Here is a 16,671-nt window from a genome sequence, read left to right on the forward strand (position 1 = left end):
CTTTGGTGAGATGAAGTGGTCGGGAAACCAACTTTATCCTACCATGAAGTGAGGTTTTTTTATTACCACGCTGTAAGCTCTCCGGAACCCCTGGCATTGCCAGGGGTTTTCTAATTCATTAAAAAAAACCTTGTCACAGGCGTGGCAAGGTAATGAAATCTCTCTGTGGTTCCGTTATATTTCTTCGCAATGTTCCTCAAAAATATGTTGAAGTTTTTCTACAACGTCTACCGGGCCAAATCCTTCAATATCATGACGTTCAACCATCGTGACGATTTTTCCGTCCTTCAAAAAAGCGAAAGAAGGCGAAGATGGCGGAAAACCTTCAAAATAACTCCTGGCCCTTTCGGTCGCTTCTTTATCTTGTCCCGCAAAAACGGTAACCAGGTGTTCCGGACGTTTATCAAAGTGGATGGCATTGGCAGCGGCCGGACGTGCGACACCTCCAGCACACCCACACGTAGAATTGACCATGACGAGTGTTGTTCCTTTTCGATTTAAAGCCTGGTCGACTTCTTCTGGTGTGGTGAGTTCTTCATAGCCTGCTTCTGTTATATCTTTACGCGCCGAATTGACGACATCTTCCATGAATAAATTGAAATCCACTCTATATCCATCTCCTTAAAATTTATATTACTAAATTCATAGTACCAAGAATAGGCTTGCGTTTCAATCAGGCTGTTCAGACAAAAGTTGCACCGTTTCCTGCTACTTTTCAGATTCGCCCGCAGCACCTGTGTCTGATCCGCCAGTCCCGTGCGCTTTTCCGGGGTTACTGCACTGTGCTTTAGTCATTTTCATGTTTGTCTTGGTTATCGTTCAAATCCCCACCCGCTGTATTCTTTTTCCTTCTATTCATGTCTATTACCAGGTCCCCTACACCCATGGCGATAAAGCCGTTCAAGACACCAAAAACCATGAGGATGCTGCCTCCTCCAGTGAAGAAGGACATCACTAGCACTGCAATGCTGTAAACAGCAAAAATCAATCCCAATATGTATAAAATCCGTCCTACGTTCATTTTCTCTCTCCTTTGATTTTCTACCCTTTTATTAAATCAACAGCTGCTAAAAAAATGGTTTGTTTGTTAATAGTCTCAGTCCTTATTCCCCCGTTGCTCTTCGCTTATCATTTTTCACAGAAAGAATCATAAAATATATTCCGGTTATACCTAGAATTATTGCAACTGTTAATGGTGCCGTTCCTATTTCTCTCAAAGCAGTGCCGAAAATACCATAACGGCCGTCCCAACTCGTATCGGCCAATACTTGGGCATAGATCGAGGCAGCGATCAAAGTGAACCCATAAACGATTGCGCCAGACACAAAGATAGCGAGGCCTATAAGTGTCTTTCTCATCCAGCCACCCTCCCAACTCTTTTCACTGTATAGAATAAGACAAGACCAAATCTGTTGCGATTTGGTCTGCTGATGTCTTAGGCTTATATACCTGACGGGCTCCGTCACAAGCATGAATCACTTAATTATAATCCGCCTCTTTCAACTTTTGTAAGCCGGATACTCAAATGAATTAATAGATCGGTGTATTATCACTCGATGTATTTTCTAATATTTCTTTCAAACGGGCCAGGAATTGGCCACAGATCAATCCATCCAATACCCGGTGATCCAGTGAAAGACAAAGATTGACCATATCTCTTGCGGCGAACATATCATCAATAATCACGGGGCGTTTTACAATGGACTCAACCTGCAAGATAGCGGCCTGCGGATGATTGATAACTCCCATTGACTGGACAGAACCAAACGAGCCGGTGTTATTAACTGTGAATGTTCCACCTTCCATATCTTGGGCAGTCAGTTTTCCGTTTCTCGCTTTACTGGCCAGACCGTGTATATCCTTGGCGATACCTTTGATGCTTTTCTCATCTGCCGCTTTTATAACAGGTACAAACAATTCTTGTTCTTTAGCGACAGCAATGGAAATATTTACGTCTTTATGCTGGATGATCTTGTCTCCGGCCCAAGAGCTGTTGAGCTGCGGGAATTCCTTCAGCGCTTTCGATACAGCCTTCACAAAAAAGGCAAAGAACGTAAGACCGAAGCCTTCCTCCTGTTTAAATCGGTCTTTTACAGAATTTCGGTATTTTACCAGATTCGTTACATCCACCTCCACCATCATCCAAGCATGGGGTATTTCGGTCTTGGCCTTCACCATATTGTTGGCTATTGCCTTGCGTACTCCGGTCACCGGAATTTCCTTCGCTCCTTCACTTGTATGTACTTGCTGCTTTGATTCCGGGATTGTGGCATTGCCGCTGGCATTTTCCGCCGGCACGTTGCTTTCAGCGGGTTGTTCCTGCTTTCTGTCCATCCCTCCAGAAGCGATTATCTTTTCGATATCTTTCCGTGTGATCCTGCCGCCTTTTCCGCTTCCTTCCACTTCATCGAGTTGAATATCGTTTTCCTGCGCAAGCCGCATGACCGCCGGAGAATATCTCTTTTTCATCGATGATTCTTCCGACTTTGGTTCAGGAGCAACTGTGTTCCCGGTTGTATTTGTGTTCGCTTCTTCAACAGCGGTTTCGCCGCTCTCCCCGCCTGCCACTTCGATATAACACATCAAATCACCGACAGCTACCGTTTCGCCTTCTTCAGCTGCAATCTCTGTCAGTGTACCTGTAAATGATGAAGGCACCTCCGCATTTACCTTGTCTGTCATTACTTCCGCGATAGGATCATACTTATTGACATGATCACCAGGCTTTACGAGCCACTGGCTGATTGTCCCTTCTGTCACACTTTCGCCAAGCTGAGGCATATTGATTTTTTCTATTGACACAGCGTTCCCTCCTCGTCTTTAAAATTCCGCCAATTCACGCATTGCTTTTTCCACTTTGTCCGGATTGACCATGAAGTGTTTTTCCATTGTCGGAGCATATGGCATAGCAGGTACATCCGGTCCTGCAAGCCGCTGAATTGGCGCATCCAACTCAAATAAACATTCTTCCGCAATGATTGCTGCTACTTCCCCTATGATGCTTCCTTCTTTGTTATCCTCTGTTAGCAATAGTACTTTTCCTGTCTTGGATGCTGCTTCCACAATAGCTTCCCGATCAAGCGGGTACACGGTCCGAAGATCTAAAATGTGGGCATCGATACCTTCCTGCTCCAGCTTTTCTGCTGCCTGTAATGCGAAATGGACACATAGACCATAGGTTATCACTGTAATATCTGATCCATCTCTTTTTACGTCGGCTTTCCCCAATGGAAGAGTATAGTCCTCATCCGGCACTTCCCCTTTGATCAACCGGTAAGCGCGTTTATGTTCAAAAAACAAGACGGGATCATCATCCCGGATGGCGGCTTTTAACAATCCCTTGACATCATATGGAGTGGAAGGCATGACAATTTTCAAACCTGGTTGATTGGCAAAAATGGCTTCGATGGACTGGGAATGGTACAACGCTCCATGAACCCCTCCGCCGTAAGGTGCCCGTATCGTGATGGGACAGTCCCAATCGTTGTTTGACCGGTACCTTATTTTTGCAGCTTCCGATATAATCTGATTAACCGCAGGCATGATGAAATCGGCAAACTGCATCTCAGCCACCGGTCTCATACCGTACATGGCTGCACCGATTCCTACACCGGCGATAGCTGATTCAGCGAGTGGCGTATCAAGCACTCTTGCTTCTCCGAATTTTTCATATAGTCCGTCCGTAGCACGGAATACGCCGCCTCTTTTTCCGACATCTTCCCCTAGGACAAATACTTTCTGATCCCGTTCCATCTCTTCTGACAAAGCCTGCGTTACAGCTTGTATATAAGACTTAACTGGCATTAAAAACCCTCCTCACTCTGCATAAACATAATTAAAGATCGTTTCCGGTTCTGCATAAGCTGCATTTTCGGCATAATCTGTCGCTTCATTGACCAATTTCATGATTTCATCCTGCATTTCCTGCTCTTTTTCCTCGGTCAAAATTCCGAGTTCACGCAGATACGCTGAAAACGTATGAATGGAATCCTCTTGACGGGCAGCTTCCACTTCTTCCTTTTCTCGATAAGTGCGGTCGTCGTCATCACTGGAATGGGCCGTAAGCCTGTAAGAAACAGCTTCTATCAGGCTAGGTCCTTCTCCTTGCCTGCCTCTGTCAGCCGCCTGTTTGACAGCTTCATATACCGCAAGTGGATCATTGCCGTCGACAGTGATGCCAGGCATGCCATACCCTTGAGCACGGTCAGAGACTTTTTCACAGGCAAGCTGTTTGCTTACCGGTACGGATATGGCATATTTATTGTTTTCCACCATGAAGATGACCGGCAATTTATGAACGCCTGCAAAATTTGCTCCTTCGTGAAAATCCCCTTGGTTGGACGAACCTTCGCCAAAGGTCACAAGGCTGACAAAATCCTTTTCTTCCATTTTCCCGGCAAGAGCTATCCCGACTGCATGCGGAACCTGAGTGGTCACAGGGGAAGAGCCTGTAACAATGCGGTTTTTCTTTTGTCCGAAGTGTCCCGGCATTTGTCTGCCGCCGGAATTTGGATCTTCCGCTTTTGCAAATCCGGACAGCATCAATTCTTTCGCTGTCATTCCGAATGCAAGGACCACACCCATATCCCGATAGTAAGGAAGTGCATAGTCTTTGTTACGATCCAAAGCAAAAGCTGCACCGACCTGGGCTGCTTCCTGTCCCTGACATGAAATGACAAAAGGAATTTTCCCCGCCCGGTTCAGCAGCCACATCCGCTCGTCAATTCTTCTTGCCAAAAGCATCGTGCGGTACATATCAAGTACTTGCTCATCACTCAAACCAAGTTTCTCATGTCTATTCTCCGTCATTGTTGTTCCCTCCTTGCTATTATCCATGTATTTGATTTCCATCCACAGCCAACGACGCTTCACCAATTGCTTCCGATAAAGTAGGATGTGGATGAATGGTTTCTCCGATTTCCCATGGAGTGGCATCAAGTACTTTTGCCAATCCTGCCTCTGAAATCATGTCCGTCACATGTGGGCCGATCATATGGACACCGAGAATGTCATCGGTCGCTTTATCGGCTATAACCTTGACAAAACCCGCTGATTCACCATGAACAAGTGCTTTGCCGATAGCTGTAAATGGCATCTTGCCGGTTTTCACCTGAAACCCTTTTTCTTTTGCTTCGGATTCCGTAAGGCCGACACTAGCAGCTTCAGGACTTGAGTAGACACAGGAAGGTATTTGCTCATAGCGAATCGGTTCTGGTTTTTGGTCAGCCATATGTTCAACAGCCTTTATCCCTTCGTGGGAAGCCACGTGGGCAAGCTGCATGCCCCCTATTACATCCCCTATTGCATAAATGTGTGATTCTTTGGTCTGATAGGCTTCATTAACTTGAATAACGCCCCTGTCGGTTACGACAATGTCCGTATTTTCCAGTCCAATATTGGCTATATTGGCTTCTCTGCCCACCGATACCAGCATTTTGTCAGCAGAGAATGTTTCCTGCTTGCCGTTGATATCCGCAATGATTTCAATCCCCGCTTCTTTTCGGAGTGATTCTGGCGCCACTTTTGCGCTAGTATGGATGGTTATATTTTTTTGCTTGAGCTGGCGGGCCATTTCCTTGGCTACATCTTCATCCTCCGTAGGTAAGATTCTGTCCATGTATTCGATTACATCGACTTTTACTCCAAAGTCAGCCAGCATCGAGGCCCATTCAATCCCGATGACTCCACCGCCGACTATGACCATGGAATCAGGCAGTTTTTCCATTTGCAACGCATGGTCAGAAGACATCACCAGTTCTCCATCCAGTTCCAAACCAGGCAATGTCTTCGGTTTGGAGCCTGTGGCGATGATTAGGTTCTTCGGTACCAACATTTCGTTTTCGTCGCCGTTGTCGAATTCCACCGAAACCGTGCCGGCGGTAGGAGAAAAAATAGATGGTCCCAACACCCTGCCCGTCCCTTCGTAAACATCGATTTTGCCTTTTTTCATCAATCCCTGAACACCTTTATGTAATGTATCGATAATATTTTGTTTGCGTTCTTGGATTTTCAAAAAGTCGATGACGGGTTCCGAAACCCTTACCCCATACTTATCCGCTTCTTTTGTCTGCCGGAAAACTTCTGCACTCCGCAGCAGTGCTTTCGATGGAATACAGCCTTGATGAAGACATGTTCCGCCCAGTTTCCCTTTTTCTACGACAGCGGTTTTCAAACCGAGCTGGGAAGCCCGGATAGCAGCTACATAACCACCAGTTCCGCCACCTATTATCACTAAATCATAATCTTGTGCCATACACTCACTCCTTATTTATGCAGGATTAGGATATTCCTTCGGTTCTTCTTCTCCAGTCAGTACGCGCATAGTTCCTTCCGCAAGCGCCTGCAGCTCATTTTCTCCAGGATAGACCATGACATCGGCAATCCAGTTAACCCGCTCTGCTATCATCTCTACGAATGCTTTCCCATAAGCCAGCCCTCCGGTAAGTACAATGCCATCCACTTTGCCGTTTAACACGGCAGCCATAGAGCCAATCTCCTTGGCCACTTGATAAGCCATTGCCTGGTAGACTGCCAGGGCCTGCTCGTCACCACTTTCGATCCTCCGCTCTACTTCCTGGGCATCATTGGTTTGCAAATAACCAACCAAGCCGCCTTTTCCTACAATTTTATCCATCACTTCATCACGGAAATACTGTCCAGAAAAGCACATGGAAATCAAGTCGCCTGCAGGGACTGTACCCGCTCTTTCTGGCGAGAACGGTCCGTCTCCGTGCAAACCATTGTTGACATCGATGACACGACCGTTATCGTGGGCCCCTACGGTTATACCGCCCCCCATATGTGCAACAATCAAGCGCAATTGCCTGTATGGTTGATTCAGTTCAAGAGCAGCCCGCCTGGCGACGGCTTTCTGATTCAATGCATGAAAAATACTTTTTCTGGGGATATCGGGAACACCCGAATACCTGGCGATTTCCGCCAACTCGTCAACAACGACAGGATCGACGATAAAAGCCTGGATATTCAAGCCGGTTGCTATTTCATATGCCAAAATCCCTCCCAAATTGGAAGCATGTTCCCCATTATACCCCATGCGTAAATCCTGCAGCATTTCCTCGTTGACCTGATAGGTTCCGCCTTCAATGGGGCGGAGCAGCCCGCCCCTCCCGCAAACAGCGCTCAACTTGGAAATATTGATACCCTCCTGGTGAAGCTGTTCCAAAATGACTGCTTTACGGAATGCATATTGGTCGATTACCCGCTGAAATTGTCCAATCTCTTCAGCAGTATGCCTGATCGTTTTTTCAAACAAACATTGATGGTTGTCAAAAACTCCGATTTTTGTTGAAGTCGAACCAGGATTGATTACTAACACACGATGAACTTGTAACACCATTTCGAACCTCCGTCGCTAATCTTCCAAGTGATTATCTTCTGCTTATAATGTGATGCCCGTTGGTAAGAAACTGGCTTCTGGATTGTTTAAGCATTTCAATTCTTTCTTCTGCCATCCGATCAGCTGCTGCATAAGTCGGAATGCCATCCCGTTTGGATATGTCAAATACCCGTTCCAAATTGTCATAAATGGTTTCCACTCGTTTCATGGCCCTGTCCTGGTTATAACCGATCAATTCATCTGCCACATTGATGACACCGCCAGCATTTATTACGTAATCAGGAGCATATACGATTCCTTTTTCATGAAGGATATCGCCATGTTTCGTATCCTTAAGCTGGTTGTTAGCCGCTCCGGCAACAACTTTCGCTTTCAATTGCGGTATCGTTTCATCATTAATAGTCGCTCCCAATGCACATGGAGCGTATATATCACAATCAACCTGATAAATATCCTCTGGATCCACCGCTTTAGCACCGTATGCTTCCACTGCACGATTGACAGATTCTTTATTGATATCCGTGACGATCAGTTGAGCCCCTTCCTCATGCAAATGGCCACACAAATTAAAAGCTACATTTCCCACACCCTGTACAGCTATGGTTTTGCCTTCCAATGAGTCCGTCCCGAAAGCTTGCTTTGCTGCAGCCTTGATGCCTTTATATACACCGTAAGCTGTAACTGGAGAAGGATTTCCCGAAGATCCAAATTCAGGAGAAATTCCAGTAACGAAATCCGTTTCTTCGTGGATTAAATCCATATCCTTGACAGTAGTTCCTACGTCCTCTGCGGTGATATATCTGCCATTCAATCCCTGGATGAACCTTCCGAAAGCACGGAACATCGCTTCGTTCTTATCCTTTTTCGGGTCACCGATAATGACTGTTTTCCCGCCGCCGAGGTTTAGTCCCGCTGCAGCGTTTTTGTATGTCATTCCTTTAGCCAGGCGCAATGCGTCCGTAATGGCTGCTTCTTCTGAATCGTATGTCCACATTCTTGTTCCGCCCAAAGCAGGCCCTAAAGTCGTATCGTGAATCGCAACGATTGCTTTCAGCCCCGATTGCTCGTCTTGACAGAATAATAACTGTTCATAATCATAACTTTCCATGTACTTGAATATTTCCATTATCTTCTTCCTCCTTATGATAACGTGCGTAAAGCTAATGCCAACGAAAACAACTTGTTCTCGGCCGTGTCGGATCGGGATGTCAGTACAATCGGCGCTTTTGCTCCTGCAATGACAGCGGCCACCTTTGCTCCTGCAAAATAAACAAATGATTTATATAGTGCATTTCCCGTTTCAATAGTAGGTACCAGCAAAACATCCGCACATCCAGCCGTATCTGATTCGATATTTTTTTGGGCTGCCGCTTCCGCTGAAACTGCCACATCAAAAGCTAGCGGCCCATCGACCAGACAACCTGTAATTTTTCCATCCCTCTGCATCTGGGCTAGGTTGGCCGCATCCACAGTTGCCGGCATGGCTTGATTTACCTTTTCCACCGCAGCTAGTGCCGCCACTTTGGGAACTTCGATGCCAATGCTTTTCGCAACATGGACGGCATTTTTAATAATACTCGCTTTGGTTTCTAAATCTGGTGCAATGTTCATAGCTGCATCAGTCAACAGTATACAATGTTTCCGGCCAGGCACTTCAAAAAGAGCAACGTGGGACAAAACACTTTCGGTTCTAAGCCCATCCTCTTTATTCAATACAGCCTTCAACAGTGTACTGGTGTCGATGTTCCCTTTCATGACCACATCGGCTTTGCCGCTGCTCACATCCTTGACGGCTTGCTTAGCGGCCGTTTCGGGTGTGCCTGCTTCGACTATTTGCAGGCCATTTTGGATATCGATTCCAGCCCCTCCCAAAAAGCTACGGATAAAGCCGCCATCTCCATAAAGGATAAAATGACACAGGCTTTTCTCCAATCCAGCCGCGACAGCTGTCAACACTTCCTTGTCTGCAGCCTGGACCACCGCAACTTTGGGCACTGTCTGTTGTTCATTCATCGTTTGAAGAAGATCTTTTAATTGTTTCATCCAGCAACCCCCGACATTTCAAAATAAAGAGCCCAACACAAACTATGAAAAATCTTGCATGCTGTTTTTTTCAATGTTGTATTTTTCCATCTTATAATATAAATTCCGGACCGAAATACCCAGCGCTTCTGCCGTCTTCGTTTTATTAAACCGCTGCTCTTTAAAAGCCGAAGCAATAACTTGCTTTTCAAAGGCTTCAACGGCTTCCTGCAACGGCTGGCCCCGATAGCTCGTCAAATCGGTTTTTAAATTCTCTTCTGTTTGTTCTGTCGGAAGCTCCGGTAGATGATCCGAAGTGATGACCTCTTCTCCTATCTGCATTTTAATCATAGCTCTGCCAATGACATTTTCCAATTCACGGATATTCCCTGGCCAATTGTATGATTTCAAATACTTCAAAGCTTCACTGTCTAGTTCTCTTACGTTTCTTCCGTAATCCTGATTCGTCTTATCGATCAAATGATCCGCCAGCTCATCTATATCCCCGATTCGTTCCCGTAACGCCGGGATGAAAATCGGCAGCCGGTTTAATCGGTAGTATAAGTCCTCGCGAAATTCCCCATTCATGATTGCCTTTTCTAAATTGACGTTTGTCGCCGTAATAATCCGGACATCCACCCGTATTGGTTTCGTTCCCCCTACCCGGAAAATCTCGTTTTCCTGCAGGACACGAAGCAGTTTTGCCTGTAACGTTAGGCTCAATTCGCCGATTTCATCTAAAAAAATGCTGCCATTATTGGCTTCTTCAAAGTACCCGCTTTTTGCCCCTTGTTTTGAATGAGGCAGCGCACCTTCGGCATATCCAAACAATTCCCCTTCGAGTGTTTTCTCCTCCATTGCTGCACAATTGACCCTGATGAATTTGTTATTTCTGCGATTGCTTTCATTGTGGATAGCATGGGCGAACAATTCTTTCCCGGTACCGGATTCCCCTCTCAACAGAACGGTAGCTGGGGTTTTCGCCCCCACGCGTGCCTGTTCAAGCGAAAGCTTCATTTCGTTGGAGGAACCGATAATATCGTCAAACGTATATTTCGCTTCCAAGTTTCGGATGATTTGTCTCGCTCTGCGGAGTTCGCTGGATAAAGAAGAAATTTCGGACACATCGTGAAGCACCCCGACGCTGCCCTTCAGTTTGCCGTCCACGATAATCGGTGCTACATTCACCAGTACTTCTTTTTTAGCGGGACCCACTTTCATCCGGACGCCCCTTACCGGTCGTCTCGTCTGTAAAACCTTCATATGCATGCTTTCGCCTTCTGTTATATCCGTGGAGGCAGGTTTGCCGATAATATCCTTTTCGGGAAGCCCGGTTATCCTTGTATAGGCAGGATTGACCATGATACCGAGGCCATCCTCATCGACGACGCTGATTGCTTCATCGGAAGAGTGAAAAATAGCTTCGAGCATTTTTTTCACTTCTTTTAAGCCGGTCACTTGCTCAGCGAGCTCCACTACTTCTGTTATATCCCGAAAAACTGCAAAAGCCCCTTTTAAACGGTGATTCGCATCGATAATCGGTATCCGTGTAGTGATTACTTTTTTTCCGTTTTCCAAAATCAGTTTCTGATTCACTTCTTTTTTTCTCGAACGTAATACTTGAGGAAGTCTTGTTTGATCGATTACTTCCCTGATCGGTTTATGAAGAAAATTCTTTCTCGGTACATCCACTATTTGCTCGGCCCGTTTGTTCACGAATACAACCGACTCCGAATCATCGATTACAATCATACCCTCGTGGATATTGTTCATGATCAATTCTTGCGTATATGCTTCATTTTTCAATTGGGACAGCAATGTTTCTTTTTCTTCCAACAATTCTGCCGCTATGTAGGCAACTGCGCCAGGAATGACTACGGTTTCACGAGGACGTGCCTTGATCACCTCTTGCAGTACTTCTTCCGAACCTGTGGCTTCTATGACAATGTCAATCCCCCGGTCTATCCAGTCCTGCCATTTCCTTCCAGTCGCTATATGATTTGCTTCGGCAGCCCTTAACCCTGGTGCATGCTTATCCGTGTCCACCAATGCAACAATCTTCATACGATTGGTTGCTATCAGCAGTTTCAGTAAAGCAGTACCGCCTTTTCCTCCGCCAATGATTAGCACTCGCTTCATCCAGCATCACACCTTGCATTTTTTTGCACACTACCATCATAAACAAACCTGCACATTTTAGCAAGAAAGACATCCATGTTTATCTCTGCTATACTACATGTGTGCAAGTATCTGTTTAGTGATTGGTTTCCGATAATGACGCTATTCTTTCTGTCTTGGATTGTTACCAGAAACGGAATTTAGGTAACCGACAATTCGGCTTGTATTAATAAGAATAAGATATCAGCTTTTTTAATCAACGAAGGAAAAGGAATAAAGGAGAAAATAGATGAGGCTTATTGCATTGCTAATTTTAATTTTACCCGGAATGGCAGCCACTTTTGGAATTAAGTTGATGAGGGATGCGTTTTTCGGAGATTTTTATCCACTGTTTTTTCACGTGGGTATCCAGTTTGCTGCTGGTTTAATCCTCTTATTGGGCGGACTGGCCTTTATAGGCGGATTTATTTTGTTCCGGGACAGAAAAAGGAATCTGACAAAGGAAAAATATAAGAACAACCGATAATTTACATCAAGGAAATACAGGAGGTCGGTCCAATGGAAGCATATCTGGACATGTTTCAGTCACAGTACCCGTTCAGCTTGTTGTCTGACGAGGAATTCGCATTCTTGACAAAGGATTCAAAAATCAAGGACTACAACGCTCATCAATTCATCATTCACGAAGATCAAAGCGAAGACGATATTGACATCCATTTTTTGATTTCTGGACTGGCAAACAGTATCATGCACCGTTCAAACGGTAAGCAATTGTCAATCCGATATTATTATCCGGGAGATTTGGCAGGGATGATGGTAGTGATGTCCAGCGGCGAAATGAAGTTTTCCGTGCAGGCAATGGAAGCTACACAGACTCTTTGTTTTCCTAAATCGGCATTCATGGCACTGATGTCTTCCAACCGCCAATTTTCCAATGTCGTTTTAGAAGGCATCAGCAGTACGATGAAAAGTTTATACCAGGAAGTCAAATATAAGAGTGCCGACTCAGATGAGGAATCGGATACCGAATTGTACACCAAAAGAGTGGATGGATACATGGAATCGCCCGTTTTCATTCATTCAACCGCTACTGTTGCCGAAGCAGCGAAAGTGTTGCAGGAAAAAGAACTGGAGGGCGTCATTGTCAGCGATGATCGTAAACAAATGCTCGGCATGATCGGCTACTCGGAAATCTTGACTGCCTTTTTCCAAAACGATCAGGACCACCAGGTGGATAAATATATGAAAACAGATATTTATGCGGTAATGTCGAGTAATTTCATTTATGAAGCGCTGTCTTACTTGAAGCATCACCCGACTTCCATTATTCCCGTTTTTCATAAGGAGAATGTCGTCGGCTTTCTGCGTCAATCCTCTTTTTTCAACATACAGGACTCGATTTATTTTGATTTGACCTACCGAATTTCCAACTCAACCGGTGTGGAAGAATTGCGGAATTTATCTCCGTTTAACAACAAAGCATTTCAAACCTTCATCAGACAGCTGATTGATCAGGGTACCTTTGGTTACGAAATCTGCGAGCTGATATCCAGCGTGAATGACCGGATTCATAAGCAGGTGATCCACCTGGCCGAAGAAGAAATGAAAAACGAGGGTTATGGCACTCCTGATATCAATTATTGTTTCATTGTGATGGGATCCGAAGGAAGAAAAGAACAAGGGTTCAGCACCGATCAGGACAACGGTATCATTCTGTCCGACTATCACAATATGGAAAATGCAACGGAAATAGAGCGGTATTTCCGCCTGTTCAGCCAAAAGGTGAATCTTATGTTGGAACAGTGTGGTTTTCCGTTATGCACTGGCGGCATCATGGCAAAAGAATCAAAGTGGAGACACACTATCGGAGAGTGGTCCCTGAACCTGGAGGAATGGATTAAATCCATGGACGCACAGGAAATACGAGACTTCACCATATTCATGGATTTTCGTCCGATTTTCGGAGACTATTCGCTCGCATATCGGCTTCGGGAACAATTAACAGCAAAGGTGCAGAAAAAACTGCACGTCCATCAACTTTTGATGAAGGATACGTTGAGGTTCCGTGTGCCCTTTCAGCCTTTTGGAAGAATCATCGGAGTAGGGAAACAGCGGAATCTTAACTTGAAAAAATCGGCTATCATGCAAATCGTCAATGCAGTCAGAATTTATTCCATCCGTTATGGAATTGACAGTGTCGGCACTATCCACCGTTTGAACAGACTTACGGAAGATGAACGCTTTCATCCACGTGATGCTGAAAATGCAAAAATGGCTTTGCATCGATTACTGACTTTCCGTCTGGAACAAAACCTGTCACAGATAGATGACAACAAGCCGCTGACTAACGATATCAGCCTCCACCAATTAAATAAAGAAGAAAAACGTAAACTCCGTGAGGCCCTAGCAATCGCAAGGAGGCTGCAGCAAGTGGTGGAGTTGAGTTATAACAGGAACAGGGTGGTATAGCTTGTTACCCATTGACTTACAAATATTGAAATATTATATTTTCGAAAAACCGATGTTCCAGCAAAAAATCAAGCCATACTTCAACTGGCAGTCTTATCGAAGCCTGGCACAAAGTCTGGAAAACTTGGAAAAAGACCCTGCCATAGAAACAACCGATTTCTCTAACACGACTTTTACGGTATTTGATTTGGAAACCACAGGTTTGATTCCGGAAATCGGCCACGAAATCATTTCCATTGGCGCCATTCAACTTACTGGCACAAAGTTTTGCAGGACAGAAAAGTTTCATCAATTCATCAAACCAGTCCGACCAGTATCGAGAAGGATTAAAAATTTGACTGGTATCGACAAACACGATTTGATGAATGCCAGCCCGTTCATAGATGCTTTCAGTAACTTTCTGCATTACAGCAAGGGCACCATACTGGTTGCGCATCCGGCAAAGTTTGATATCCGATTTTTACAAACGATGGCTAAAAGATGGAAGCTCCCGGAGTATCAGCCATACGTGCTCGATTCTCAATTAATGGCCAAATGGTTGTTGCCCGGGGTTAATCACCAGTTGGATCCGTTAATCCGGAGATTGGGCATAGAAAAATTGGAGCGACATCATGCATTGAATGATGCTATCATGACGGCAGAACTATTTGAATATTTGCTTGCGGAAGCGATGGAGCGTGGTGTTTCTACATTTCAGGACCTCCACCCGATTCTCATGGATATCCAAAACAAGTAAACGAGGTGGTTCTCTTTGTTGTGGCAGTGGTATTTTTTCAACCATTGCTTGATGGGCAATCCTTTCATACCATTCAAGCCGCCGAGGGTGATAAACCCGGCTTTCTTGGATGAATCGACAGGAAGCGTCCAACATCCTTATCATTCATCGATAAAAACGGAACGAGTTCGGGAGCCCAGGGGCTTTCGAACTTGTTCCGTTTTTGATTTGGCTGCCATATTCTGAAGCAGCTATATGATGAATGTTAAGGGTCACTGACCTTTGAAAAATGCTTTGTAAAGCGCCCGAACAGATGCTTCCAGTCCAGATTCTTTGATCCCGAACATCATCGCCACCTCAGAAGACCCCTGGTTGATCATTTCCAAATTAACACCGGCTTCAGCAAATGCTTCGGTTGCTTTCTGGGCCAGTCCAACCGTACTATGCATTCCTTCTCCTACGATCATTACCAATGCCAGGCCACGATCAATCGACACCATGTCGGCATCCAGTTCTTGTTTTATCCTGCGGATGACACGCTCTTCTTTCTCTGTAGGAAGTTGTGATTCCCTCATAATGACAGACATATCGTCGATACCTGAAGGCGTATGTTCAAAAGAAATGTCCTCGTCTTCCAGGATATTTAACAACTTGCGTCCGAAGCCGAGTTCTCGGTTCATCAAATACTTGCTGACGTAGAGACTGAGGAACCCTTTATCGCTGGCAATCCCCACTACCGGATTAGGGGTCATATGCTTTTCCGAAACGATCATCGTCCCCAGTCCATCCGGATTGTTCGTATTTTTAATGCAAACCGGGATGCTTGCTTTGAAAGCAGGAATCAACGCTTCATCATGGAAAACGGAAAAACCGGCGTAGGAAAGTTCACGCATCTCTTTGTATGTCAATGAAGTGATTTCCCGTGGGTTGTCTACAATGGTAGGGTTCACACAATAAACGGAGTCCACATCCGTAAAGTTTTCATATAAGTCGGCCTTTACACCTGCCGCAACAATCGAGCCAGTGATATCAGACCCGCCCCTAGGGAATGTCATCAACTTTCCTTCTTTTGTAAATCCGAAAAATCCAGGAATCACTACGATGTCTTTTCGGTTATGAAGCTTATACAGATGATCGAAACTTTCATCTAAAATTTGTGCGCTTCCCGGCTCATCGCTGACGATGATGCCTGCTTCCTTAGGATTTAAATAAGAAGCTTCCAAACCCAAGGATTGTAAGTAAACACTTAATAACTTTGCAAGAGAATCCTCTCCAACCGCTTTGAAGGCATCCTTTTTCAACTCATTCTCATAGTCGGAATGAATCACAGAATGGATGTCTTTCCGAATTTCCTGCAAAATATCTTCAGGAAGGTCAAGTTCATCGGTAATATCCTTAAATCTTTCAATGACAAGATCGATCTCTTTTTCATAACTTTCTCCGTTTACATAAGCGGTGCATAAGTTGATCAACAAGTCAGTGACTTTTGTATCATCACTGTACCGTTTTCCTGGTGCTGAAACGACGATAACCCGCCGATCGGAATCAGCTTGTATAATACCAGCCACTTTTTTGAGCATTTTCGCACTTGCCACAGAGCTTCCGCCAAACTTAGCTACTTTCATGTCAATTACTCTCTCCATTTTTTAAATTTTGTCTCTAGTATAAAATATTAACACACTTCCGACAGAAATTCCTACTGGTAAGTAAAAGGCGGGGATTAGTGGGGATACTATCTTTATACAGGGACTCCATTCATTTTTGATTAAAAAGCAAAAGATCGTGAGCAAAATATAAACCGAACGATCATGTTTTTTGGTTAGAAAAAAGCAAACCGTTCCGTTCTATTTCCTCATATTATCGGCAACACTTCACTCCGGAAAGGTACTTTGCTTTTCGCAATCACGGCTTCAATACATGAAGAAAGCTAATTCGTATGGAACCAGGAGCACTTCTTATTTATTTATTTATGGTGTTGACCGCAAGCTCC

The 16,671-nt window shown here is 44.8% G+C and carries 15 protein-coding genes; 3 read left to right on the forward strand and 12 right to left on the reverse strand.

All coding sequences use genetic code 11. The features are described from left to right. Nucleotides 1-174: 174 nt before the first annotated feature. From F6X55_RS00550 to F6X55_RS00600, 11 genes are all read right to left on the reverse strand, one after another. Nucleotides 175-606 (reverse strand): BrxA/BrxB family bacilliredoxin, encoded by a 432-nt coding sequence (locus F6X55_RS00550; protein ID WP_026570015.1) that lies wholly within the window; start codon nt 604-606, stop codon nt 175-177. Nucleotides 607-787: 181 nt separating this feature from the next. Next, nucleotides 788-1,021, reverse strand: a complete 234-nt coding sequence (locus F6X55_RS00555) for a hypothetical protein (protein WP_153461511.1) — start codon at nt 1,019-1,021, stop codon at nt 788-790. Between the two features lie 82 nt (nt 1,022-1,103). Next, a complete protein-coding gene (locus tag F6X55_RS00560) occupies nt 1,104-1,358 on the reverse strand; it encodes a hypothetical protein (RefSeq protein ID WP_026771195.1) in 255 nt (84 codons plus the stop codon). 172 nt (nt 1,359-1,530) lie between these two features. Beyond that, nucleotides 1,531-2,781 carry a dihydrolipoamide acetyltransferase family protein gene (locus F6X55_RS00565; RefSeq protein ID WP_371068785.1) on the reverse strand — a complete coding sequence of 417 codons (1,251 nt, stop codon included), beginning with the start codon at nt 2,779-2,781 and terminating at the stop codon, nt 1,531-1,533. Nucleotides 2,782-2,820: 39 nt separating this feature from the next. Next, nucleotides 2,821-3,804 (reverse strand): alpha-ketoacid dehydrogenase subunit beta, encoded by a 984-nt coding sequence (locus F6X55_RS00570; RefSeq protein WP_153461513.1) that lies wholly within the window; start codon nt 3,802-3,804, stop codon nt 2,821-2,823. Between the two features lie 12 nt (nt 3,805-3,816). Next, on the reverse strand, nt 3,817-4,809 hold the full coding sequence (locus F6X55_RS00575; protein WP_026570010.1) for a thiamine pyrophosphate-dependent dehydrogenase E1 component subunit alpha: 993 nt from the start codon (nt 4,807-4,809) through the stop codon (nt 3,817-3,819). Nucleotides 4,810-4,828: 19 nt separating this feature from the next. After that, the gene (gene lpdA / locus F6X55_RS00580) at nt 4,829-6,253 is read right to left on the reverse strand and encodes a dihydrolipoyl dehydrogenase (protein WP_153461515.1); all 1,425 of its coding nucleotides are present in this window, start codon (nt 6,251-6,253) and stop codon (nt 4,829-4,831) included. A 15-nt stretch (nt 6,254-6,268) separates the two neighbouring features. Beyond that, nucleotides 6,269-7,357, reverse strand: a complete 1,089-nt coding sequence (gene buk, locus F6X55_RS00585) for a butyrate kinase (RefSeq protein WP_026570008.1) — start codon at nt 7,355-7,357, stop codon at nt 6,269-6,271. Between the two features lie 31 nt (nt 7,358-7,388). Further along, on the reverse strand, nt 7,389-8,483 hold the full coding sequence (gene bcd / locus F6X55_RS00590; RefSeq protein WP_026570007.1) for a branched-chain amino acid dehydrogenase: 1,095 nt from the start codon (nt 8,481-8,483) through the stop codon (nt 7,389-7,391). 14 nt (nt 8,484-8,497) lie between these two features. Continuing rightward, nucleotides 8,498-9,400, reverse strand: a complete 903-nt coding sequence (locus F6X55_RS00595; protein ID WP_026570006.1) for a bifunctional enoyl-CoA hydratase/phosphate acetyltransferase — start codon at nt 9,398-9,400, stop codon at nt 8,498-8,500. Nucleotides 9,401-9,442: 42 nt separating this feature from the next. Further along, nucleotides 9,443-11,518 carry a sigma 54-interacting transcriptional regulator gene (locus tag F6X55_RS00600; protein ID WP_153461517.1) on the reverse strand — a complete coding sequence of 692 codons (2,076 nt, stop codon included), beginning with the start codon at nt 11,516-11,518 and terminating at the stop codon, nt 9,443-9,445. Nucleotides 11,519-11,786: 268 nt separating this feature from the next. On the opposite strand from F6X55_RS00600, the gene F6X55_RS00605 reads away from it, so the two are divergent. Genes F6X55_RS00605 through F6X55_RS00615 form a run of 3 tightly spaced genes read left to right on the forward strand, consistent with a single transcriptional unit; the run spans nt 11,787 to nt 14,702 of the window. Continuing rightward, nucleotides 11,787-12,023: a DUF2627 family protein gene (locus F6X55_RS00605; RefSeq protein ID WP_153461519.1), complete on the forward strand. Its 237-nt coding sequence runs from the start codon at nt 11,787-11,789 to the stop codon at nt 12,021-12,023. 32 nt (nt 12,024-12,055) lie between these two features. Continuing rightward, the gene (locus F6X55_RS00610; protein ID WP_153461521.1) at nt 12,056-13,966 is read left to right on the forward strand and encodes a DUF294 nucleotidyltransferase-like domain-containing protein; all 1,911 of its coding nucleotides are present in this window, start codon (nt 12,056-12,058) and stop codon (nt 13,964-13,966) included. A 1-nt stretch (nt 13,967) separates the two neighbouring features. Continuing rightward, entirely contained in the window at nt 13,968-14,702 is a 735-nt protein-coding gene (locus F6X55_RS00615; RefSeq protein WP_237648570.1) for a 3'-5' exonuclease, read from the forward strand. Nucleotides 14,703-14,953: 251 nt separating this feature from the next. Here F6X55_RS00615 and F6X55_RS00620 read toward each other — a convergent pair whose 3' ends face one another. Continuing rightward, complete coding sequence (locus F6X55_RS00620; RefSeq protein WP_153461523.1) at nt 14,954-16,306, reverse strand: aspartate kinase; 1,353 nt, start codon at nt 16,304-16,306, stop codon at nt 14,954-14,956. Nucleotides 16,307-16,671 lie beyond the last annotated feature (365 nt).

The sequence above is a fragment of the Sediminibacillus terrae genome, assembly GCF_009602435.1.
GTDB classification, from domain to species: Bacteria; Bacillota; Bacilli; order Bacillales; family Amphibacillaceae; genus Sediminibacillus; species Sediminibacillus terrae.

Excerpts from the sequence above, each read along its gene's own strand:
- F6X55_RS00575 (WP_026570010.1), bottom strand. The coding sequence starts at position 4,809 with ATGACGGAGAATAGACATGAGAAACTTGGTTTGAGTGATGAGCAAGTA.
- buk (WP_026570008.1), bottom strand. The coding sequence starts at position 7,357 with ATGGTGTTACAAGTTCATCGTGTGTTAGTAATCAATCCTGGTTCGACT.
- F6X55_RS00595 (WP_026570006.1), bottom strand. The coding sequence starts at position 9,400 with ATGAAACAATTAAAAGATCTTCTTCAAACGATGAATGAACAACAGACA.
- F6X55_RS00570 (WP_153461513.1), bottom strand. The coding sequence starts at position 3,804 with ATGCCAGTTAAGTCTTATATACAAGCTGTAACGCAGGCTTTGTCAGAA.
- F6X55_RS00620 (WP_153461523.1), bottom strand. The coding sequence starts at position 16,306 with ATGAAAGTAGCTAAGTTTGGCGGAAGCTCTGTGGCAAGTGCGAAAATG.
- F6X55_RS00565 (WP_371068785.1), bottom strand. The coding sequence starts at position 2,781 with ATGCCTCAGCTTGGCGAAAGTGTGACAGAAGGGACAATCAGCCAGTGG.
- F6X55_RS00605 (WP_153461519.1), top strand. The coding sequence starts at position 11,787 with ATGAGGCTTATTGCATTGCTAATTTTAATTTTACCCGGAATGGCAGCC.
- F6X55_RS00610 (WP_153461521.1), top strand. The coding sequence starts at position 12,056 with ATGGAAGCATATCTGGACATGTTTCAGTCACAGTACCCGTTCAGCTTG.
- F6X55_RS00600 (WP_153461517.1), bottom strand. The coding sequence starts at position 11,518 with ATGAAGCGAGTGCTAATCATTGGCGGAGGAAAAGGCGGTACTGCTTTA.
- F6X55_RS00555 (WP_153461511.1), bottom strand. The coding sequence starts at position 1,021 with ATGAACGTAGGACGGATTTTATACATATTGGGATTGATTTTTGCTGTT.
- F6X55_RS00560 (WP_026771195.1), bottom strand. The coding sequence starts at position 1,358 with ATGAGAAAGACACTTATAGGCCTCGCTATCTTTGTGTCTGGCGCAATC.
- lpdA (WP_153461515.1), bottom strand. The coding sequence starts at position 6,253 with ATGGCACAAGATTATGATTTAGTGATAATAGGTGGCGGAACTGGTGGT.
- bcd (WP_026570007.1), bottom strand. The coding sequence starts at position 8,483 with ATGGAAATATTCAAGTACATGGAAAGTTATGATTATGAACAGTTATTA.